Annotated in this window: 18 protein-coding genes; 4 read left to right on the top strand and 14 right to left on the bottom strand. The window is 71.9% G+C overall.

The features are described 5' to 3' along the window. Window positions 1-76 precede the first annotated feature (76 nt). Window positions 77-703, bottom strand: coding sequence for an NUDIX domain-containing protein (locus OG538_RS28760; RefSeq protein WP_406098356.1), 627 nt, complete (start codon window positions 701-703; stop codon window positions 77-79). 88 nt (window positions 704-791) lie between these two features. After that, on the bottom strand, window positions 792-2,453 hold the full coding sequence (locus OG538_RS28755; protein ID WP_406098355.1) for a CTP synthase: 1,662 nt from the start codon (window positions 2,451-2,453) through the stop codon (window positions 792-794). Window positions 2,454-2,858: 405 nt separating this feature from the next. Between OG538_RS28755 and OG538_RS28750 the strand changes: the two genes are divergently transcribed. After that, the gene (locus OG538_RS28750; protein WP_406100354.1) at window positions 2,859-4,661 is read left to right on the top strand and encodes a glycoside hydrolase family 15 protein; all 1,803 of its coding nucleotides are present in this window, start codon (window positions 2,859-2,861) and stop codon (window positions 4,659-4,661) included. 44 nt (window positions 4,662-4,705) lie between these two features. On the opposite strand, the gene OG538_RS28745 is transcribed toward OG538_RS28750, so the two are convergent. Next, window positions 4,706-5,620 carry a sulfurtransferase gene (locus OG538_RS28745; RefSeq protein ID WP_406098354.1) on the bottom strand — a complete coding sequence of 305 codons (915 nt, stop codon included), beginning with the start codon at window positions 5,618-5,620 and terminating at the stop codon, window positions 4,706-4,708. 177 nt (window positions 5,621-5,797) lie between these two features. Between OG538_RS28745 and OG538_RS28740 the strand changes: the two genes are divergently transcribed. Continuing rightward, a complete protein-coding gene (locus tag OG538_RS28740) occupies window positions 5,798-7,423 on the top strand; it encodes a PucR family transcriptional regulator (RefSeq protein ID WP_406098353.1) in 1,626 nt (541 codons plus the stop codon). Window positions 7,424-7,486: 63 nt separating this feature from the next. On the opposite strand, the gene OG538_RS28735 is transcribed toward OG538_RS28740, so the two are convergent. The 5 genes from OG538_RS28735 to OG538_RS28715 form a co-directional block, all read right to left on the bottom strand. Continuing rightward, on the bottom strand, window positions 7,487-8,563 hold the full coding sequence (locus OG538_RS28735; RefSeq protein ID WP_406098352.1) for a glycosyltransferase family 4 protein: 1,077 nt from the start codon (window positions 8,561-8,563) through the stop codon (window positions 7,487-7,489). Window positions 8,564-8,781: 218 nt separating this feature from the next. After that, window positions 8,782-10,527 carry a DNA repair protein RecN gene (gene recN, locus OG538_RS28730; protein ID WP_406098351.1) on the bottom strand — a complete coding sequence of 582 codons (1,746 nt, stop codon included), beginning with the start codon at window positions 10,525-10,527 and terminating at the stop codon, window positions 8,782-8,784. A gap of 83 nt (window positions 10,528-10,610) precedes the next feature. Next, window positions 10,611-11,516, bottom strand: a complete 906-nt coding sequence (locus OG538_RS28725) for an NAD kinase (RefSeq protein ID WP_406098350.1) — start codon at window positions 11,514-11,516, stop codon at window positions 10,611-10,613. Next, window positions 11,513-12,328, bottom strand: a complete 816-nt coding sequence (locus OG538_RS28720) for a TlyA family RNA methyltransferase (RefSeq protein ID WP_406098349.1) — start codon at window positions 12,326-12,328, stop codon at window positions 11,513-11,515. Before OG538_RS28720 ends, OG538_RS28725 begins: the two co-directional genes overlap by 4 nt. 7 nt (window positions 12,329-12,335) lie before the next feature. Then, window positions 12,336-12,677, bottom strand: coding sequence for a hypothetical protein (locus tag OG538_RS28715; protein WP_406098348.1), 342 nt, complete (start codon window positions 12,675-12,677; stop codon window positions 12,336-12,338). A gap of 43 nt (window positions 12,678-12,720) precedes the next feature. Here OG538_RS28715 and OG538_RS28710 point away from each other — a divergent pair, with 43 nt between their 5' ends. Next, window positions 12,721-13,068 (top strand): SCP2 sterol-binding domain-containing protein, encoded by a 348-nt coding sequence (locus OG538_RS28710; protein ID WP_327711810.1) that lies wholly within the window; start codon window positions 12,721-12,723, stop codon window positions 13,066-13,068. Between the two features lie 89 nt (window positions 13,069-13,157). On the opposite strand, the gene OG538_RS28705 is transcribed toward OG538_RS28710, so the two are convergent. From OG538_RS28705 to OG538_RS28690, 4 genes are all read right to left on the bottom strand, one after another. After that, the gene (locus tag OG538_RS28705; RefSeq protein WP_406098347.1) at window positions 13,158-13,973 is read right to left on the bottom strand and encodes an ABC transporter ATP-binding protein; all 816 of its coding nucleotides are present in this window, start codon (window positions 13,971-13,973) and stop codon (window positions 13,158-13,160) included. A gap of 92 nt (window positions 13,974-14,065) precedes the next feature. Beyond that, a complete protein-coding gene (locus tag OG538_RS28700; RefSeq protein ID WP_406100352.1) occupies window positions 14,066-15,055 on the bottom strand; it encodes a FecCD family ABC transporter permease in 990 nt (329 codons plus the stop codon). 89 nt (window positions 15,056-15,144) lie between these two features. Beyond that, complete coding sequence (locus tag OG538_RS28695) at window positions 15,145-16,104, bottom strand: FecCD family ABC transporter permease (RefSeq protein WP_406100350.1); 960 nt, start codon at window positions 16,102-16,104, stop codon at window positions 15,145-15,147. Window positions 16,105-16,635: 531 nt separating this feature from the next. Next, window positions 16,636-17,664, bottom strand: a complete 1,029-nt coding sequence (locus OG538_RS28690) for an HAD-IIA family hydrolase (protein ID WP_406098346.1) — start codon at window positions 17,662-17,664, stop codon at window positions 16,636-16,638. A gap of 71 nt (window positions 17,665-17,735) precedes the next feature. Here OG538_RS28690 and OG538_RS28685 point away from each other — a divergent pair, with 71 nt between their 5' ends. Beyond that, window positions 17,736-19,013 carry a DUF1015 family protein gene (locus tag OG538_RS28685; protein ID WP_406098345.1) on the top strand — a complete coding sequence of 426 codons (1,278 nt, stop codon included), beginning with the start codon at window positions 17,736-17,738 and terminating at the stop codon, window positions 19,011-19,013. Between the two features lie 57 nt (window positions 19,014-19,070). Here OG538_RS28685 and OG538_RS28680 read toward each other — a convergent pair whose 3' ends face one another. Both OG538_RS28680 and OG538_RS28675 read right to left on the bottom strand, forming a co-directional pair. Further along, complete coding sequence (locus OG538_RS28680) at window positions 19,071-19,799, bottom strand: tetratricopeptide repeat protein (protein ID WP_406098344.1); 729 nt, start codon at window positions 19,797-19,799, stop codon at window positions 19,071-19,073. After that, a complete protein-coding gene (locus OG538_RS28675) occupies window positions 19,799-21,142 on the bottom strand; it encodes a hypothetical protein (protein WP_406098343.1) in 1,344 nt (447 codons plus the stop codon). The genes OG538_RS28680 and OG538_RS28675 overlap by 1 nt, the downstream gene beginning before the upstream one ends. Window positions 21,143-21,192 lie beyond the last annotated feature (50 nt).

Below are 21,192 nucleotides of genomic sequence, written 5' to 3'. Positions count from 1 at the left end.
TTTTCCGACCGGGGGATGCAAGGGAGTGTCCGGACGGGGCCCGTACGGACGACGTCCCAGAACGTCCGACGGGCGGTCAGGCCTCGAACGGCCGGGCGGGCCAGGGTGCTTCCGCCGGCCGCAGCGAGTCGGTCCCGTCGCCGGCGAGCACGGCAGCGAGTGAGAGAACCGCCACCGCCAGGCAGTTGTTGTGCAGGTCGCCCGCGAGGACACCCCGCACGAGTTCCTGGAGCGGCACCCGGGCCAGCTCCATGTCGGCCTCCTCCTCGGAGACCTCGAAGCGCTCCCCGTCCGCTTCGGAGATGCCCCGGGCGAGGAAGATCCGTACGGCTTCGTCACAACCGCCGGGCGACGTGTAGACGTCGGTCAGCACCCGCCAGTCCTCGGCCTTGACGTACGCCTCCTCGTAGAGCTCGCGCTGCGCGGCGTGCAGCGGGTTCTCGCCGGGGACGTCGAGGAGCCCCGCCGGAATCTCCCACAGCTTCTGGCGCACCGGGTGGCGGTACTGGCGCAGCACGAGGACGCGGTCCTCGTCGTCGAGCGCCAGCACGGCGACCGAACCGGGGTGGACCTGGTAGTCGCGGCGTGCGACGGTGCCGTCGGGCATCTCCACGTCGTCGGTGCGGACGCTGGTCTTGTTGCCCCGGAACGGAGTTTCGGTCGCGGTGACCGGCCATTCCTCGGGCGTGTCCTGGAAACCCATCTACGTCCTCCCACGAAAAACAGTGACCGGGGTACGCGTCCTCGAAGGATGCGTACCCCGGTCAACCGTAATGCCTGCGGGGATGAGGCTACTTGCGCGGCTCGGCGCCCGTCTTGCGTGCCACGGCCGCCTTCACCAGGCCCGCGAAGAGCGGGTGCGGGCGGGTCGGGCGGGAGCGCAGCTCCGGGTGCGCCTGCGTGGCCACCAGGTAGGGGTGGACCTCGCGCGGGTACTCGACGTACTCGACGAGCTTGTTGTCCGGGGAGGTGCCGGAGAAGACCAGACCGGCCTTCTTCTCCAGCTCGGCGCGGTAGGAGTTGTTGACCTCGTAGCGGTGACGGTGGCGCTCGTCCACGTACGGCTGGTCGTCGTAGGCCTCACGGACCAGCGAGCCCTCGGCGAGCTTCGCCGGGTACAGGCCGAGGCGCATCGTGCCGCCCAGGTCCCCCGCGCCCTCGACGTACGCCAGCTGCTCCTCCATCGTCGAGATGACGGGGTGGGCGGTGGCGGCGTCGAACTCGGTGGAGTTGGCGTCGGGGATCTCGGCGAGGTTGCGCGCCGCCTCGATCACGATGCACTGCAGACCCAGGCAGAGGCCGAGGAGGGGCACCTTGTTCTCGCGGGCGTACTGGATGGCGCCGACCTTGCCGATGACGCCGCGCTCACCGAAGCCGCCGGGGATGCAGATGGCGTCGACGTCGCCGAGCTGCTTCTTGGCGCCGGCCGGGGTCTTGCAGTCGTCGGAGGCGACCCACTTGACCTTGACGCGGGCCTTGTTGGCGAAGCCGCCGGCCCGGATGGCCTCGGTGACCGAGAGATAGGCGTCGGGCAGGTCGATGTACTTGCCGACCAGGGCGACGGTGACCTCGTGGTCGGGGTTGTGGACGCGGTCCAGCAGATCGCCCCAGGTGGTCCAGTCGACGTCACGGAACGGCAGGTCGAGCTTGCGCACGACGTAGGCGTCCAGGCCCTCGGAGTGCAGCACCTTCGGGATGTCGTAGATCGACTTGGCGTCGGGGCAGGCCACCACGGCGGCCTCGTCGACGTCGCACATCAGCGAGATCTTGCGCTTGATGGCGGTCGGGACGTCACGGTCGGCGCGGAGCACGATGGCGTCCGGCTGGATACCGATGTTGCGCAGGGCCGCGACCGAGTGCTGGGTGGGCTTGGTCTTGAGCTCGCCGGACGGGCCGATGTAGGGCAGCAGCGAGATGTGCACGACGAAGACGTTGTCCCGGCCCACCTCGTGGCGGACCTGGCGGACGGTCTCCAGGAACGGCAGCGACTCGATGTCGCCGACCGTGCCGCCGACCTCGGTGATGACGACGTCTACGTCGTCGGTGGCCATGCGGCGGATGCGGTGCTTGATCTCGTTGGTGATGTGCGGGATGACCTGCACGGTGTCACCGAGGTACTCGCCGCGCCGCTCCTTGGCGATGACCGTCGAGTAGACCTGGCCGGTGGTGACGTTGGCGGAACCGTCGAGGTCGACGTCGAGGAAGCGCTCGTAGTGGCCGATGTCCAGGTCGGTCTCGGCGCCGTCGTTGGTGACGAAGACCTCACCGTGCTGGAACGGGTTCATCGTGCCCGGGTCGACGTTCAGGTAGGGGTCGAGCTTCTGCATGGTGACCCGAAGGCCGCGCGCCTTGAGCAGGGCACCGAGGCTGGAGGCAGTCAGACCCTTGCCGAGGGAAGAGGCGACACCCCCGGTGACGAAGATGTGCTTGGTCGTCGTGGATGTGGGCTGCATAGCCAAAGGGGGCTCCCGTGGTCGCGATCGTGAGGTGCGTGCCGGCATTCCCTTCCGGAGAATCCGGAGGTGCCGTCGCTGCGGTTCGGGGGCCTCGTCTGCTCTCGCTGACGACCACCGTCCACGGGCTACCAGGGTAACAGCGACGAGGAGAGCCTGCTTCCGGCCGCTCCCGGCACACCGGGCACACAGGATCACCGCACGTCTCTCACGCCCCACCCGTTCGGCTCACCTCGGTTGTCAAGAGCGTCGCGCGGATCACCCGGGTGCGTCGTATCCTGCTCGGACACTCGCTCGGGGCGAGGTATGAACTCGCAGGTTCCCCCACATCAACCCCTTGCAACGACCTCTTGACCCGCAGTAAGCGCCCTACGGGGCGACATGGCCGTTCGACTGGAGATGCACGTGGCCGGGCGCATCGAGGATTACGCACTCATCGGAGACATGCAGACCGCCGCCCTGGTCTGCCGGGACGGCACAGCCGACTGGCTGTGCCTTCCCCGCTTCGACTCACACGCCGTATTCGCGGGACTACTGGGTACCGAGGAGCACGGCTTCTGGCGCCTGGGACCGGCCCGCGCGGAGGGCGCGGAACCGCCGTCGGCGGACCGTCGCCGCTACCGCGGGGACTCACTGATCCTGGAATCGGAATGGGACACGCCGCGCGGCACGGTCAGGGTGACCGACTTCATGCCGCCGCGCGACGGCGCGCCGCAACTGATCCGGATCGTGGAGGGAATCAGCGGCCGGGTGCCGATGCGCTCGGAGCTGAGAATGCGGTTCAGCTACGGGCGCGTCACCCCGTGGGTGCACAAGGTCGACGGCCGTACGGTCGCCGTCGCGGGCCCCGACTCGGTCTGGTACGACACCCCTGCGGAGACGTACGGCGAGAACCTGACGACGTACTCCGACTTCACCGTCGCCCCGGGTGACCGGATCGCGTTCACCATCAGCTGGCAGCCCTCGCACCGCGAGCCGCCCGCGCTCCCGGACCCGGAGGGCTCGCTGGAGGCCACCACGGACTTCTGGCGCGAGTGGGTCGAGCAGTGCACCTACCACGGCCCCTACCGCGAGGCCGTGGTCCGCTCGCTGATCACCCTGAAGGCCCTGACGTACGCGCCGACCGGCGGCATCGTCGCCGCGCCGACCACCTCCCTGCCGGAGGACATCGGCGGCTCCCGCAACTGGGACTACCGCTACACCTGGCTCCGCGACGCCGCGATCACCCTCTCCTCCCTGCTGCGCACGGGCTACCGCGAGGAGGCCCGTGCCTGGCGCGAGTGGCTGCTGCGGGCCGTGGCGGGGGACCCCGAGAACCTCCAGATCATGTACGGCATCGCGGGCGAGCGGGAGCTGGGCGAGGCCGAACTGGAGTGGCTGCCCGGTTACGAGAACTCCGGCCCGGTCCGGGTCGGCAACGGCGCCGCGGGCCAGCTCCAGCTGGATGTGTACGGTGAGGTCACCGAGGCACTGCACCTCGCACACATGACGGGGCTGACCCGCAACGACTACGCGACCGGCCTCCAGCTCAAGCTGATCGAGTACCTGGAGAACCACTGGGACGAACCGGACGAGGGCATCTGGGAGGTCCGCGGTCCGCGCCGCCACTTCGTGCACTCCAAGGTCATGGCCTGGGTCGCGGTCGACCGGACGATCAAGCTGATCGAGTCCGGCGACACGGACGGGCCGCTGGAGAAGTGGCGCGAGCTGCGCGACGACATCCACCGCGACGTCTGCGAGCGGGGCTACGACAAGGAGCGCAACACCTTCACCCAGTCCTACGGGTCGAAGGAGCTGGACGCCTCCCTCCTGCTGATCCCGCAGATGGGGTTCCTGCCGCCCGACGACAAGCGGGTCATCGGCACGATCGAGGCGATCCAGCGGGAGCTGTCCACCGAGGACGGCTTCGTGCTGCGCTACCCCACCTCGGGCGAGAACGCGGGCGTGGACGGCCTGGAGGGCGACGAGGGCGCCTTCCTGGCGTGCTCCTTCTGGCTGGCGGACGACCTGGCGATGATCGGCCGCGTCGACGAGGCCCGCCAGCTCTTCGAGCGCCTGCTGTCCCTGCGCAACGACCTGGGCCTGCTGGCCGAGGAGTGGGACGCGCGACTGCAGCGCCAGGTGGGCAACTTCCCGCAGGCGTTCAGCCACGTGCCGCTGATCGACACGGCGCTGCGGCTGACGGCGAGCGGGGCGTACGTGGGCTGACGACGCTGTCGCGGTGGGCCGGGCGGCCCACCGCGACAGCGTCGTCAGCCGGCCTCCGCCGCCCGGTCCGCGACGACCGGACGGCGCTCCGAAGGCAGCCCCCACTCGCTCCAGGAACCGTCGTAGACCGCCAGGTCGCGGTACCCGGCCAGTGCGGCGCCCAGCGCCAGGACGCAGGCGGTGACCCCGGACCCGCAACTGAAGACCAACCGTTCCCGGCCCTGCGCCGGAGCGGAGAACGCGGCGCGCAGTTCCGCCGCCGGGCGCATCCGGCCCTCGTGCTGGATCTCGGGGAAGGGCAGGTTGACGGCCCCGGGCATATGGCCGCCGCGCAGGCCCGCGCGCGGCTCGGGGGCCGTACCGCGAAAGCGTTCCCGGGACCGGGCGTCGAAGACGGCGGATGCCGGATCGGACAGGGCGGCCGCCACCTCGTCGGCGCCGACGAGCAGTCCGGCACGCGGCGCGGCCGTGAAGTCACCGCGTTCCGCGGGGGCGGCGGGCGCTCCGTCCTCCGTCGGCAGTCCGGCGGCCGCCCACCCGGGCAGGCCACCGTCGAGCACCGCGACGCGGTCGAAGCCCATCGCCCGGAGCATCCACCAGGCCCGGGCACTGGAGTAGATGCCCACCGCGTCGTAGACCAAGACCGTGTCGCCGTCGTGGAGACCCAGAGTGCGCAGCTCGTCGGTGAACCGGGCGGCGTCGGGCATCGTGTGGGGCAGAGGCCCCGTGTGGTCGGAGAGCGCCCCGTCGATGTCGAACGCACGTGCTCCCACGATCCTCCGCGGGGAACCCCGGTGTGCGCCGACGGAGGCGTCGAGCACCAGCAGCCCCGGAGAGCCGAGCCGCCCGGCGAGCCAGTCGGGGCCGACCAGTGGGCCGGGCAGGGCGTCCTCGGGCGGCACGCCCGCTCCGGCCACCCCACCGGCCCGCTCCCCGTACGGCGGCGCATCGTCGCCCATGGTTCCTCCCCCTCGTCCGGTACAGGATTTTCAAGATCGCAGCGGCCGCCGCCCCTGTCAACGGCGTGCCGCCCCGGCGAAGCCTCCGGCGCCCGGGGCCGGTACCTTCCTGACCAGGACCACCGCGACCGTGCGAGTGTCCGGACCGACCGAAGCGAAACGCGAGGCCAGAGCCAAGTGGAGACCCAGGGCGGCATCACCGTGCAGCGAGCCCTTGAGCTGCCGGGGCTGCGCAGCGGCCTCCCCGAGGTGGTGACCGGCGCCGACCGCCTCGGCCGCACCGTGCGCTGGGTGCACGCCGGCGAGGTCCCCAACATCGCGTCGCTGCTCAAGGGCGGTGAGCTGCTCCTCACCACCGGCCTGGGGCTCGGCACCCGTCCCGCCGAGCAGCGCGCGTTCGTCCGACGGCTCGCCGACCGCGGTATCGCCGCACTCGTGGTGGAGCTCGGTCCGCGCTTCAGCAGATTGCCGTCCTCGATCGTGGACGCCGCCCGCACGGCCGGGCTGCCCCTGGTCCAGCTGCACCGCGAGGTGCCGTTCGTGACGGTGACGGAGGAGATCCACACCGAGATCGTCAACGGTCACTACGCGCTCCTGCAACAGGCCGAGGAGGTTCATCGGCGCTGCACCCAGGCGCTGCTCGGCGGTGGCGGGGTGCCCCAGGTGCTCGGCATCCTGGCGGATTTCACGGCCAACCCGGTCTTCCTGGAGACGGCGGACGGCCAGCTGCTGTACGCGGCGGGCACGGAGTCGGGCCCGGTCTCCGCGGATCCGCTCCAGGTGTGGGACGGGATGCGCGGCGGCCGGGCGGCCCGCGAGTCGCCGCCCGTCGGTGCTGTGCTGGTGGATGTTCCGGGCGGCGGACCGGGGGCGGGGTCGGTACGCGCCAGGCTGGTCCTGCTGGCGGTGGACGGGCCGCTGGTGCCGGTGCACCGGATGGCGGCGGAGCGGGCGGCGGGCATTCTGGCGGTGGTCCTGATGCAGGCCCGCCAGGAGGAGGAGCTCGCGGCACGTGGCCGGGGCGACTTCCTCACTGATCTCGCGGAGGGCCGCATCACCCCCGAGGACGCGCCCGCGCAGGCCCGCGTGCTGGGCTTCAAGCCGGGCGAGATGCCGCTGCTGCCCGTGGTGATGCGGCTGGCCCCGGAGCTCTCCCCCTCCGGGAACTGGGCGTTGCTGGCGCGCGCGGTCCTGGAGGAGCTGTCCTCGGTGGGGGTGCCGGTGCTGCTCGGAGTGCGGCCGGTGGAGGGCCGGGTGCCTCTGCTTCTGGGGCTGCGGACGGAGACGGAGCGTACGGCGGTGGCCGACCGGGTGGCGGCGGCGCTGCGGGCCGGGGTGGAGCGGGCCGGTCTGGAAAGGGCGGGGTCCCATCCCCCTGTCGTGGTGGTCGGGGTTGCGGGCGGCTGGGCAGCGGCCGGTGCGGGGCTGCGGCACGCGGCGGAGACGGCGACGGCGGCGCAGGGGCTTGACGACCGGCCCTGGTACGACGCCCGCCGGCTCGACATCGACCTGCTGCTGTGGCGCCTGCGGGACCATCCTGACCTCGCGGCGTTCGTCGAGCGGGCCATCGGCGCGCTGCGCGATCACGACCGGACCTCGCGTCCGCCGCTGCTTCCCACGCTGGAGACGTATCTGGCCCATGCGGGCCGCAAGGCGGAGACGGCGCGCGAACTGCATCTGAACCGTCAGACGCTCTACAACCGGCTGGCCCGCATCGGTGAACTGCTCGGCACCGATCTGGACGACCCACAGGCCGTCCTGGCTCTGAGCCTGGCCCTGCGCGCCCGCCGCCACGCGACGTGAGACCTCGGCCCCAGCGGGTGGCAGCCACCCCTGAGGACTGTCCCGCAATTCCTGGCGCAACCCTCAGCGGTTGGTCAACTCGTCGTACACGCTGAGGACTTGAGCGACCGTTTCGTCCTCGGTCGGCCAACTCGCCGCCTGCTGGAGACCGGCGGCTGCCAGCCGCTCGCGTTCCGCCGGATCGCCGAGCAGCCGGGCCACGGCACGGGCGAGCGCCTCCGGGTTGGCGTACGGCACGAGCTCCGCCGCTTCACCCACGAGATCGGGCACTCCGCCGACCGCGGTGGCGACCAGCGGCACGCCGATCCGCAAGGCCTCCTGGGCCAGCACCGGACGCGCCTCCCAGCGGCTGGGCAGCACCACCAGGTCGGCGGCGGCCAGGAGTTCGGGAATGTCGGTGCGGCTGCCGATCAGCGAGACCGGCAGGTCCTCGGCCTTGATCCGGCGCCGCAGCGCCGCCCGCTCCCGCCCTTCGCCGGCGATGACGAGCAGGGGGACGGGGTCGAGGCGGCGCCACATCCGTGCCGCGTCGAGCAGGGTGCCGTATCCGTGATGGGGCACGAGGCTGCCCACCGCCATGATCAACGGTCTTTCGACCGCGCCGAGTTCGGCCCGCACCTTGCCGTCGGGCGCCGGCACGGGGAGACACGGCACGGGAAGGGCCACGGGCGCGAGCCGGGCGTCACGCGCGCCACGGCGCCGGGCCCGGTCGACCAGGTCCGACGACGCCCCGAGCACAACCGAGGCCGCTCGGACGGCTCTTCGCTCCAGCAGGTGGAGCATCCGTCGGCGCGCCCCCTCGGCGTGGGCCCGGACATGCCAGGTGACGACCAGCGGGATCTGACGGCCGCCGAGCGCCAGAGCGGCCCGGACCGCGGCATGCACTCCGTGCGCGTGAACGATGTCGGCACCCGCGCAGGCGGCCCGCAGCGCGGCGACGGCGGCGGGGTCACTGCGCCGCGGCACGGCCGTGTACCGGGCCCCCGTCGCGGAGAACGCGTACGCGTGATCCAGTCCGGCCGGAGCGCAGACGGTGACCTGCACACCTCGCGCGACCAGTCCGGCGGCCAGCGAACCGACATGGGCGCTGCTGCCCGCACTGCCGCCGCCCAGCACTTGGACCGTACGCAGCTGTGACACGTTGAATGGCTCCCGGGGATCCCGAGTCGGGGGTAACGGCCTCACCCGCGACCGTATGTACACCGCCAAGGATGCCAGTCCGTACGCACGTTCCGGCACGACCGACCCGGTACGCCGGTGCGGACCGCAACAAACCGGGCGTGGCGCACCACCCGCACGAGTGAAATCCGCGAGAGATCGGAAGCGGCCCCGGACGTCGGGACCGCCCCCGCGAGGCCCTAGCCGTCGGCCCGTGCCGTGGCCAGCAGTTCCTCCGCGTGCGCACGGGCCGTCTCGGAGTCCTCCTGTCCGGCGAGCATCCGGGACAGCTCCCGTACCCGGTCCTCGCCCTCCAGGACCGTGACGCCGCTCCTGGTCACGGAGCCGTCCACCGTCTTCTCGACGAGCAGCTGCCGGTCGGCGAACGCGGCCACCTGGGGCAGGTGGGTGACGACCACGACCTGCGCCGACTTCGCGAGCTTCGCCAGTCGCCGGCCGACCTCGACGGCGGCCTTACCGCCGACACCCGCGTCGACCTCGTCGAAGAGGTAGGTGGGGACGGGGTCCGAACCGGCGAAGACCACCTCGACGGCGAGCATCACCCGGGACAGCTCACCGCCCGACGCGCCCTTGGCGATCGGACGGGGCTGGGCGCCGGGGTGCGGGGCCAGCAGGAGTTCGACCTCGTCGGCGCCGGACGGGCCGTAGGCCACGTTTCGTCCGTCGATCTCGATGCCGGACGCCTCGTCCGCCGCCTCGGTCTGCCGGATGTCGAAGGAGACTCGGGCGTGGGGCATGGCGAGGGAGGCCAGTTCCTCGGTCACCGCTTCGGCGAAGAGCGCCGCAGCCGCTGTTCGGGCATCGGTCAACGCCTGGCCCAGGCCGGAGAGTTGGGCGCGCAGTGCGTCCCGCTCCGCGGTCAGTTCGCCGATCCGGTCGTCGTCGCCCTCCAGCTCGGTCAGCCGGGCCGCCCCGTCCTCGGCCCAGGCCAGAACAGCACTGATGTCCTGGCCGTACTTGCGGGTGAGGGCGGTGAGCGCGGCACGCCGCTCCTCGACCGCGGCGAGCCGCAGCGGATCGGAATCCAGCTGGTCGGCGTACCCGGACAGTTCACCCGCGACGTCGGCGAGCAGGATGGAGATCTCGCCGACCCGGTCGGCGAGTGCGGCGAGTGCCGGGTCGTGTGCGCGTACCCCGTCCAGTGCCTGGCGAGCGGCCGCGACGACGGTCGTCGCGTCGACGGCCTCCTGGTCCTCGGGGTTGCCGGCCAGCGCGGTGTGCGCGAGGGCGGCGGCGGAGGCGAGCGCGTCGGCGTGGCCCAGGCGCTGCGCCTCGCCGGCGAGCTCGGTGTCCTCGCCGGGCAGTGGTTCGACCGCGGCGATCTCGTTCAGCCCGAAACGCAGCAGATCGGCTTCCTGGGCCCGCTCACGGGCGCGCGTGGTCAGCTCGTCGAGGTCGGCGGCCACCTCGCGCAGCCGCTTGTAGGCCTTCGCATACGTGGCGTGGGGCACGGCGACGCCGTCGCCCGCGTACCGGTCCAGGGCCTGCCGCTGCCGGGCCGGCTTGAGCAGTCCCTGCTGGTCCGTCTGGCCGTGCACGGCGACGAGTTCGTCAGCGAGTTCGGCCAGCACTCCCACCGGCACGGATCTGCCGCCGAGATGGGCCCGGGAGCGCCCTTCCGCGGAAACGGTACGGCTGATGAGCAGCGCACCGTCCTCGATCTCGGCCCCGGCCTCCTCGGCCCGCAACGCCGCAGCGTCGCCCTCGGTCACCGTGATCCGGCCCTCGACGACCGCGGCCTTGGCACCGATCCGCACCAGGGCGGGATCGGCGCGTCCGCCGAGCAGCAGCCCCAGGCTGGTGACGACCATGGTCTTGCCCGCGCCGGTCTCACCGGTCACCGCGGTGAAACCGGGTGACAGTTCCACCACCGCGTCGTCGATGACTCCGAGCGACCGTATCCGCATCTCCTCCAACACGGACATGACCATACGAGGTTTCGCGGCCCGCGCGCACACGGGCCGGGGTCGGGTCGTCGGATCCGCCGCCGCGGGAGCCCGCCAGGGGGTCAGTGCGGCGCGCCCCGCCACCCCGAGACCGGCAGTGCGAACTTGGCGACCAGCCGGTCCGTGAACGACGCCTGGTGCAGCCGCGCGAGCCGGACGGGCACGGCGCCACGTCGCACCTCGACGCGCGCGCCCGCGGGCAGCTCCACCGTCCTGCGCCCGTCGCACCACAGGACCCCGTGCGGGGTGTGCGGCTGGACCTCGACGGCGAGCACCGAGGTCGGCGAGGTGACCAGTGGCTTGGCGAACAGCGCGTGGGCACTGATCGGGACCATCAGGAGTGCCTCGACCTCGGGCCAGACGACGGGCCCGCCGGCCGAGAAGGCGTACGCGGTCGAGCCGGTCGGCGTCGCGCACACGATCCCGTCACAGCCGAACCCGGTCACCGGCCGGCCGTCGATCTCCAGCACGACCTCCAGCATCCGCTCGGGCGACACCTTCTGCACGGCCGCCTCGTTGAGCGCCCAGTCGGTGTGGATGACATCGCCGTTGCTGTGCACGAGGACGTCGATCGTCATGCGCTCCTCGACGGTGTACGCGCGGGTGACGACCCGGTCGACGACCTTGTCGAGGTCGTCGCGTTCGGCCTCGGCGAGGAAGCCCACCCGGCCGAGGTTGACGCCCAGCATCGGGACCCCGGAGGCGCGCGAGAGCTCCGCACCCCGCAGCAGCGTCCCGTCGCCGCCCAGCACGATCAGGAGCTCACAGCCGTTCAACGCCTCGGGTGTGGCGTCGGTGACCGTCCCGACGGACGGCGGCAGCGGAAGATCGGCCGCCTCCGTCGCCAGGACCCGCACGCCCAGGCCGCTGCGGAGCAGCCCCTGGACGACGAGCTCGGCACTGCGGATCGCGGCCGGACGGCCGGTGTGTGCCAAGAGAAAAACTGTTCGTGCCGCATTCGTCGTCAACGAGGCCCCTCCGCCACTGCACGGTCGACATCTGCGGGATCCAGCTCCGGTGCTCCGGCCCGCAGCCACAGAAAGTACTCGACGTTCCCCGACGGCCCTGGCAGCGGGCTCGCCGTCACACCCCGGACACCCAGGCCGAGTGCCCAGGCCCGCCGGGCCACCTCCCGCACCGCTTCGGCGCGCAGTTCGGGACTGCGCACCACACCACCGCTGCCCAGGCGCTCCTTGCCGACCTCGAACTGCGGCTTGACCATGAGGACCAGGTCCGCGCCGGGGGCGGTGCAGCGTGCCAGGGCGGGCAGCACGAGCCCGAGCGGGATGAACGACAGATCGCCCACCACCAGGTCCACCGCCTCGCCGTCGATCGCGTCCAGCGTCAGCTCCCGCACGTTGGTACGGTCCTTGACGGTGACGCGTTCATCGGACTGGAGCGACCAGGCGAGCTGCCCGTAACCGACGTCCACGGCCACGACGCGGGCCGCTCCGGCCCGCAGCAGCACATCGGTGAACCCACCGGTCGACGCCCCGGCGTCCAGTGCCCGCCGTCCCTCCACCGTCAGCCCGAGGGGGACGAAGGCGGTGAGGGCGCCCGCCAGCTTGTGGCCGCCCCGCGAGACGTACTCGGGGTCACTGTCGTCCTTGGTGACGACGAGGGCGGCACTCGTCTCGACCTGGGTGGCCGGTTTGGTCGCGGTGTTGCCGCCGACGGTCACCCGTCCTGCGGCGATCAGCTGGCTGGCATGCTCGCGTGAGCGTGCGAGCTTTCGGCGTACCAGCTCGGCGTCGAGGCGGCGACGGGCCACTCCTGCCACGTTCGGTTCAGCTCCTGTTGTTGTACGAGTTGTTGTACGAGGGTGTCGGGGCGGGTACCGGCGCGGGGGCGGGCCCGGCGTCCAGCGCGGTCAGCGATGCGCGCAGGCCACGGTGTACATCCTCGTACACCTCGACGTGTCCGTCCGCCGTGAGGTGGTCCGCATCGGCCAGACGCTCCAGCCGCGCGTCCACCTCGGCGTGGCCCGTGGGCGTGCGTACGACACCGAGGGGCGCCGGGCCGGCGGGCTCGTGCGCCCCGGCGGGGGACGGTTCCTGCGGTACGTCCTGCGGCATCTCCCCGGGCGCGGTTCCGGCGGCCGTGTCCGGCCCCGGCGTCGAGTCGCTCATGCGGGAAACGCTACCGCGAAGGGCTGCGGTACCGTCGGTCACGATGGCGACCATGACAGAGTGCCGCAGCGCACTCGACAGACTTTCCGACAACCTCGCAGGGGCCGACGGCGATGTGCGCGGCGCGGCGGCGCTCGACCGTTCGCTCAGCTGCCACATCAAGGACCTCGACGTGACGTTCACCGGACGCCTCGCCGGAGGCCGGATCCAGGTCCTTGACACGGTCGAGGGCCCACCCCGGGAGAAGGCCGAGATCCGGCTCGCGATGACCGGGGACGATCTGGTGGCGATGGTGGACGGCGAGCTGAACTTCGCCAAGGCATGGGGCTCGGGCCGGGTCCGTCTGGAAGCCGGCTTCCGCGACCTGCTGAAGCTCAGATCGCTGCTGTAACGGTCCGTTACGTACCGGGCGGCGCCGGATCGAGCCCGCCCGGCCGAATCGAGCCCGTCGGGCGGTCGAGGGCAGGGCGTGACCGCAGGTCACGCGCCCCCGGCCACCGGCGCCCGCGGAGCGCGCACCCGTGCGGCCGGAACCACCAGCGGCGTCCCCGTCTCCGGATCGGGGATCACCTGGCACCGCAGCCCGAACACCCGCTCCACCAGCTCCGCGGTGACGATCTCCCCCGGTGCGCCCTCCGCGATGATCTCGCCCTCCCGCATCGCGACGAGGTGGGTGGCGTACCGCGCGGCATGGTTCAGATCGTGCAGGACCGCCACCAGCGTGCGTCCCTGCGTCTCGTGGAGTTCCGCGCACAGGTCGAGCACGTCGATCTGGTGCTGGATGTCGAGGTACGTGGTCGGCTCGTCGAGCAGCAGCAGGGGCGTCTGCTGCGCGAGCGCCATCGCGATCCAGACCCGCTGACGCTGACCACCTGACAATTCATCGACATAGCGATCACCCAGCGCAGCGACACCCGTCGACGCCATCGATTCCTCGACAATGCGTTCGTCCTCGGGTGACCACTGACGCAGCAGTCCCTGATGCGGGTACCGCCCCCGGGCCACGAGATCCGCCACCGTGATGCCCTCCGGCGCGATGGAGGACTGCGGCAGGAGCCCGAGGGTCCTGGCGACCTTCTTCGCCGGCAGGCCGTGAATGGATTCCCCGTCCAGCAGCACCCGGCCGTGGGCCGGCTTCAGCATCCGGGAGAGCGCCCGCAGCAGCGTCGACTTCCCGCAGGCGTTGGGGCCGACGATCACGGTGAACGAGTGGTCGGGGATCTCGACCGAGAGGTTCTCCGCGATGACCCGCTGGTCGTAGCCGAGGGTCACCGAGTCCGCGGTGAGGCGCTGCATGGTCGTACTCCGGGGGTGGGTCGGATCGGTTTCGGTGAGCGGACGGCGGGCGGGACCGGTGTCGGCCCGCTCCGCGCCCCGTGCTCCGGCCTTCATATGCGGCCGGCCCTGCGCTCGGACACCAGGAGCCACAGCAGGTAGCAGCCGCCCAGTACCCCGGTGACGACACCGACGGGCAGCTGCCGGTCGCCGAAGGCCTCCAGTGAGACCCAGTCGGCGACGAGGAGGAGCGCCGCCCCCATGAAGGTCGCGGCCACCAGGTTGGGGCCGGTGGAGCGGGTGAGCCGGCGGGCGAGCTGAGGGGCACTCAGCGAGACGAACGCGATCGGCCCCGCGGCGGCCGTGGCGACGGCGACGAGCAGCACGGCGGAGCCCATCAGGACGAGCCGGGTGCGTTCGACCCGTACCCCGAGCGCGTACGCGGCGTCGTCGCCCATCTCCATCACCCGCAGCGCGGGCCCGTGGGCGAACACCAGCGGGAGCAGCACGGCGCAGACCACGAGCAGGGGCCGGACCTGCGCCCAGTCCCGGCCGTCGAGCGAGCCGGTCATCCAGACGACGGCCCGGGTCGCGTCGACCAGGTTGGCCTTCGTGATCAGGTACTGGGTCGCGGCGGTGAGCATGGCCGCGGCACCGATCCCCACCAGGACGAGCCGGAATCCGTGGACCCCGCGCTTCCACGCCAGCAGGTAGACGGCGACCCCGGTCAGCAGACCGCCGGCCACCGCGCCGCCCGCGACCGCCGCCGCACCGCCCTGGAAGAGGACGATCACGGTGAGCGCCCCCACGGTCGCGCCCTGGCCGAAGCCGAGCACGTCGGGGCTGCCGAGCGGGTTGCGCGAGATGGTCTGGAAGACCGCGCCGCCGGCACCGAGCGCCGCCCCGACGAGGAGTCCGACCAGCACGCGCGGCAGGCGCAGGTCCGTGACGATGAACTCCTGCTGGAAGGTGCCGTGCCCGAGGAGGGTCGTGACGACCTCGCGCGGAGTCATCGAGAAGTCGCCGCTGCCGATCAGGACGACGGCCGTGCCCGCCGCCACGGCGGCGAGCAGCAGGATGACGAGGGAGGCCCGGACGTTCATCCGGAACGAGTACCCGCCGGCCGTCCGCACGGCCCGCACGGACCGAGCCGTTCCCGTGACTTCCGGCGGCGTCTCCTCCTGGGTGGCCTTCACAGCTGGGACATCCTCTTGCGTCGTACGAGGTGGATGAAGACGGGCCCGCCGATCAGCGCGGTGACGATGCCGACCTGCAGTTCGGACGGACGGGCGACGACCCGGCCCACCACGTCCGCGCCGAGCAGGAGCACCGGGGAGAGCACGGCCGCGTACGGCAGGATCCATCGCATGTCGGGGCCGGTGATCGAGCGCACCAGGTGCGGGATCATCAGCCCGATGAAGACGACCGGCCCGCACGCGGCCGTCGCGGCGCCGCACAGCAGAGTGACCGCGAGCATCGCCAGGACCCGGGTCCTGGTCAGATGGGCGCCGAGCGCCCGCGCCGTGTCGTCGCCCATTTCCAGTGCGTTGAGCGGCCTCGCGATGAGCAGCGTGAGCAGCACGCCGAGGGCGATGAAGGGCCACACCTTGCCTACGGTCTCCATGTTCGCGGAGGCCAGCGAGCCCACGGTCCAGAACCGCAGCCGGTCCAGCGCCGCCGAATCCAGCAGCTGCACGGCGTTGACGTAGCCGTACAGCGCGGCCGTGACGGCCGTTCCGGCCAGCGCGAGCCGGACAGGGTTGGCGGACCGGCTGCCGCCGAGCAGGTACACGGCGACCGAGACGATCGCGGCACCGGCGAAGGCGAACCAGACGTAGCCCGTCAGCGAGGTGACGCCGAAGAAGCTGATGGCGGAGACGACCGCCGCCGACGCACCCGCGTTGACACCCAGCAGCCCGGGCTCGGCCAGTGGGTTGCGGGTCAGCGCCTGCATCACGGCCCCGGCGAGCCCGAGCGCGGCGCCGACGATCAGTCCGAGCACGGTCCGCGGAATCCGCACCTGGCGGACGAGGACGTCGTCGCCACTCCCCGCGTAGTGGAACAGGCCGTGCCACACGTCGGCGAGCGGCAGCCCTTTGGCGCCGATCGCGATACTCGCCAGGCACACAAGCACCAGCGCGGCCGACGCCACCAGGAGCCCGGCGGCGCGCACCGCATGACGCCTGGGGGGCGCGAGACTGTCCGGTGCGGCTATCGGGCCTGCACTCGGTTCCGGGGGACTCTCAACGAACACGCCAGTTAGGTTAGCCTACCCTGCTGTTGACTGATCCCGGCCTCCCGCACCCGGGCTCCACCACTCGCCGACGCCGCTTCAGGAGGCCGCCGCGACCACCTCCGCCCGCGTCGCGGCCGGCGAGTGCGCAGCCGCCGAACGGCACCGGGCCAGGGCGGGACCGGCTCGCCCATGATCATTCCCGCGTTGCCGAAGCACAGCTCCTCCGGCGCCACGCCCTTGTCACCCAAGTACGCCCGCAGGCAGGGCATCTGGAGTCCGAGCCCTCCCCGGGCAGTCCCCGGCTCGTAGGCACCACTGCGCGGGCCGGTCACCACGGCTCCCGTCCCCCGGGCGGTCCACCGGAGGACGAGGTGCTGCCGGCCGACCCGGTGGGCAGAGCGATGCTCGTGGTGCCGAACACGCTGCCCCCGTCGAGCCGCAGCGCCGCTACAGCCCGAGCCTGGCGACGGCCTTCCCTGCGTCCAGCGCGCACGAGCCGTCCCCGGCGTGCGACCACGCGGCCGCGCACAGCGCCCGCAGACCGTCGATCGCGTCCCCGTCACCGTCCAACACGAGTGCCTCGCCGCGTACGGAGGCTGTCCAGCCACCGCAGGCGTACGCCTCGTCCGTCCGCGTCACCTCGGGCTGACCGGTCAGCAGACCGCGCAGGTCGGCGTCCACATACGTCGGCCGGTGCTCGGGTACCGCGGCCACCAGTTGCGCCGCGTCCGTCACCCCGGTGAGCACCAGCAACGAGTCCACACCCCCGTTGAACGCCCCCTCGATGTCCGTGTCGAGGCGGTCACCGACCACCAGCGGCCGCTCGGCCCCTGTCCGCAGCACCGTCTCGCGGTGCATCGGCGGCAACGGCTTCCCCGCCACCTGCGGCTCGGCCCCGGTGGCGATCCGCACGACCTCCACGGCCGCTCCGTTGCCCGGTGCGATCCCCCGCGCGCTCGGAATCGTCAGATCCGTGTTGGACGCGAACCACGGCAGTCCGCGGTTGATCGCGTACGAGGCTTCGGCGAAGCGTCCCCACGTCATGTCGGGCCCCCCGTACCCCTGCACCACGGCGACCGGGTCGTCGTCCGCCGACTCCACCGGCTCCAGCCCTCGTTCACGCAGCGCCACCCGCAGCCCCTCGCCACCGATGAGGAGCACCCGCGCTCCGGCCGGCAGCTGGTCGGCCACCAGCCGCGCCACGGCCTGCGCCGACGTGATGACATCGGCGGCCTCGGCCGGCACCCCCAGCTCGGTCAGATGTTCCGCCACCGCGGCCGGGGTCCGCAGCGCGTTGTTGGTGACGTACGCCAGGTGCATCCCGCCCTCCCGCGCGGTGCCGAGGGCGTCGACGGCATGGTCGATCGCCTGTCCGCCCGCGTACACCACCCCGTCGAGATCGAGCAGCGCCGTGTCGTACGCCTCGTTCAGCGCGGTGCTGCTCCCGCTCGGCCTGGTCCTGCTCGCCTGACTCATATCCCGCGCTCCTCATTGCCTGCGTCTCCCCCGATCATCGCGCATAGCCGAACCGCGCATACGATGCGGAAATGAACACACGAGGCCCGGCGGACCAGGGACTGCGTCTGATTCCGTTCCGTGGACTGCGCTACGTCCCCGAACAGGTCGGCAGTCTCGCCGCGGTGACCTCGCCTCCGTACGACGTCGTCGTACGCCCCGACGGGCTGCACCACCTGGAATCGGCGGATCCGCACAACATCGTGCGCCTGATCCTGCCCCAGGCCGACTCCGCGGCGGCCCGGCACGAACAGGCGGCCGCGACCCTGAGCCGCTGGCTGGCCGAGGGGGTCCTGGCCCCGGACCCCGAACCGACGCTGTACGTGTACGAGCAACGCAACAGCGACATCCTCCAGCGCGGAGTCATCGGCGCCCTGGCGCTCTCGGAACCCGCCGACGGCATCGTGCTCCCGCACGAGGACGTGATGGCCCATGTCGTCGAGGACCGCGCCGATCTGATGCGGACCACCGCGGCACATCTGGAACCCTTGCTGCTGACCTATCGCAGCGCCGACGGCACGACGGGCGCGACCGCGGTCATCGAACGGACCGTCCACCGCGCGCCGCTGCTCTCCACCACCACTGAGGACGGCTACAGCCACCGGCTGTGGGCGGTCACCGATCCGGCCGACCGGGCGGAGATCGAAACGGATCTGGCCGGTCGCCAGGCTCTGATCGCCGACGGCCATCACCGCTGGGCCACCTACCTCCGGCTCCAGCGGGAGCACACCACCCCCGGCCCCTGGGACTTCGGCCTGGTTCTGCTCGTCGACACGGCCCGATACCCCCTCCGGGTCCGCTCCATTCACCGCCTGCTGCACGGGCTGCCCGTCGCCGACGCGCTCGCCTCGCTGGACGGTCTGTTCCGCGTCCGCTCCGTCGAGGGCCCGCTCCCCCACGCCCTGGACGTGCTGGCCGAGGCTGCGGCCGAGGGCAACGCCTTCCTGCTCGCGGGCGACGGCGGCTTCCATCTGGTCGACCGTCCGGACGAGGCCCTGCTGGCCCGTACCGTCCCCGCGGACCGGCCGGCCGCCTGGCGCACCCTCGACGCGACAGTCCTGCACTCGGTTCTGCTCGACCATGTCTGGCGGATCCCTGACGACCCGGCCCGCATCGCCTACATCCACGACACGGCGGCCGCCGTCGAACAGGCCGAGCGCCGCGGTTCCACAGCGGTGCTGATGCATCCGGTCCGCGAGGAAGTCGTACGGGACCTGGCCCGGCAGGGCGTCACCATGCCGCGCAAGTCGACCTCCTTCGGCCCCAAGCCGGCCACCGGGCTGGTCCTGCGCAGCCTCACGCTCGGCTGATCCCTCCCGAACGCAGAAGAGGGCGGCACCCACCGGGTGCCGCCCTCTTCCTATGCGTTACGCCTTGACGGGACCGTCGTCCTCGTCGTCGTCCTCATCGTCGAGGTCGGCGTCCGCATCCGCCACGGTCGGCGTCTCGACGCCTGCGGGGGCGGCGTCATCGTCGTCACCAAGGGCGTCGACGAACTCCACACCGTCCAGCTCGGCCAGACGGTCCGACGCATCCGTCGAGCCGTCCTTGTCGGCCTCCAGGGCCTTCCCGAACCACTCACGCGCCTCGTCCTCGCGTCCCGCCGCCAGCAGCGCGTCCGCGTACGCGTAACGCAGACGCGGCGTCCACGGGTGCACGGCGCTGGACGCGAGCTCGGAGCTCTGAAGCGTCACGATGGCGGCGTCGATCTGCCCCATGTCCCTGCGGGCCCCGGCAGCCACCAGACGCATCTCGACCTGTCCGGCCTTGTCCAGCTTCTGAACCTCGGGCTCACCTGCCATGGCCATGGCCCGCTCGGGGCGCCCGAGTCCGCGCTCACAGTCGGCCATGACGGGCCACAGCTCCACGGAACCTGTCATCCGTCGGGACGCCCGGAACTCTGCCAGGGCCTCGGCGTACTTCTGGGTCGCGTAGGCAGCGAAGCCGGCAGCCTCCCGCACCGCGGCCACACGCGAGGCAAGTCGCAGGGCGATGCGCGAGTAGGCGTACGCCTGCTCGGGATCCTCGTCGATGAGGCGGGCCACCATGACCAGGTTCCTGGCCACGTCCTCGGCCAGCGTCTTCGGGAGGCTCATCAGCTCCTGACGGACGTCCTTGTCGATCTCGTGACCCGTGACGTCGTCAGGAATCGGAAGCCGCTTGATGGGCTCACGGTCCCGGTCGTCCCGTCGCTCGTAACCGCCCCGGTCGTCACGCCCGCGGTAGCCGCCCCTGTCCCGGTCGTCCCGCTGTCCGCGGAAGCCGCCGGAGGAACCGCCTCGGCTGTCGTCGCGGCGGAACCCACCACCGGACGAGCCACCACGGCTGTCGTCACGACGGAACCCACCACCGGACGAACCACCACGGCTGTCGTCACGACGGAACCCACCACCGGACGAACCACCACGGCTGTCGTCACGACGGAACCCACCACCGGACGAGCCACCACGGCTGTCGTCACGACGGAACCCACCACCGGACGAGCCGCCGCCTCGGCTGTCGTCACGACGGAAGCCACCGCTGCGGGTGTCGTCATCGCGACGCGGGCCACGCGGCCGGTCGTCACGACGCTCGAACCCACCACTCGGACGCCCACCACGGTCATCGTCCCGACGCGGAGCCCGATCATCGCGACGGAAGCCACCACCGGAGGAGCCACCACGGTCGTCATCACGACGCGGAGCCCGATCATCGCGACGGAACCCAGCACCGGACGAACCACCACGGCTGTCGTCACGACGGAACCCACCACCGGACGAACCACCACGGCTGTCGTCACGACGGAACCCACCACCGGACGAACCGCCACGGTCGTCATCACGACGCGGAGCCCGATCATCGCGGCGGAACCCACCGCCGGAGGAGCCACCACGGCTGTCGTCACGACGGAACCCACCACCGGACGAACCACCACGGCTGTCGTCACGACGGAACCCACCACCGGACGAACCACCACGGTCGTCATCACGACGCGGAGCCCGGTCGTCACGACGGAACCCACCACCGGACGAGCCGCCACGGTTGTCGTCACGACGGAACCCACCACCGGACGAGCCGCCACGGTTGTCGTCGCGGCGGAAGCCGCCACCGGACGAGCTGCCGCCTCGGCTGTCGTCACGACGGAAGCCACCGCTGCGGGTGTCGTCATCGCGACGCGGGCCACGCGGCCGGTCGTCACGACGCTCGAACCCACCACTCGGACGCCCACCACGGTCATCGTCCCGACGCGGAGCCCGATCATCGCGACGGAAGCCACCACCGGACGAGCCACCACGGCTGTCGTCACGACGGAACCCACCACCGGACGAGCCACCACGGCTGTCGTCACGACGGAACCCACCACCGGACGAACCACCACGGCTGTCGTCACGACGGAACCCACCACCGGACGAACCACCACGGCTGTCGTCACGACGCGGCGCGCGATCCCGGTTGTCACGGTCGTCGCGACGGAAGCCGCCGCCCCCGCTGCTGGGCCGGCTGTCGTCG

This window comes from Streptomyces sp. NBC_01013, assembly GCF_045162765.1.
Taxonomy (GTDB): domain Bacteria; phylum Actinomycetota; class Actinomycetes; order Streptomycetales; family Streptomycetaceae; genus Streptomyces.
This window is presented reverse-complemented; position numbering and strand designations above follow the sequence as displayed.

Coding starts and splice junctions, on each gene's coding strand:
- OG538_RS28710 (WP_327711810.1), top strand. CDS start 12,721: ATGGCGACCATGACAGAGTGCCGCAGCGCACTCGACAGACTTTCCGAC.
- OG538_RS28690 (WP_406098346.1), bottom strand. CDS start 17,664: ATGAGTCAGGCGAGCAGGACCAGGCCGAGCGGGAGCAGCACCGCGCTG.
- OG538_RS28755 (WP_406098355.1), bottom strand. CDS start 2,453: ATGCAGCCCACATCCACGACGACCAAGCACATCTTCGTCACCGGGGGT.
- OG538_RS28680 (WP_406098344.1), bottom strand. CDS start 19,799: ATGAGCCTCCCGAAGACGCTGGCCGAGGACGTGGCCAGGAACCTGGTC.
- OG538_RS28760 (WP_406098356.1), bottom strand. CDS start 703: ATGGGTTTCCAGGACACGCCCGAGGAATGGCCGGTCACCGCGACCGAA.
- recN (WP_406098351.1), bottom strand. CDS start 10,527: ATGTCCGTGTTGGAGGAGATGCGGATACGGTCGCTCGGAGTCATCGAC.
- OG538_RS28705 (WP_406098347.1), bottom strand. CDS start 13,973: ATGCAGCGCCTCACCGCGGACTCGGTGACCCTCGGCTACGACCAGCGG.
- OG538_RS28685 (WP_406098345.1), top strand. CDS start 17,736: ATGAACACACGAGGCCCGGCGGACCAGGGACTGCGTCTGATTCCGTTC.
- OG538_RS28715 (WP_406098348.1), bottom strand. CDS start 12,677: ATGAGCGACTCGACGCCGGGGCCGGACACGGCCGCCGGAACCGCGCCC.
- OG538_RS28700 (WP_406100352.1), bottom strand. CDS start 15,055: ATGAACGTCCGGGCCTCCCTCGTCATCCTGCTGCTCGCCGCCGTGGCG.
- OG538_RS28745 (WP_406098354.1), bottom strand. CDS start 5,620: ATGGGCGACGATGCGCCGCCGTACGGGGAGCGGGCCGGTGGGGTGGCC.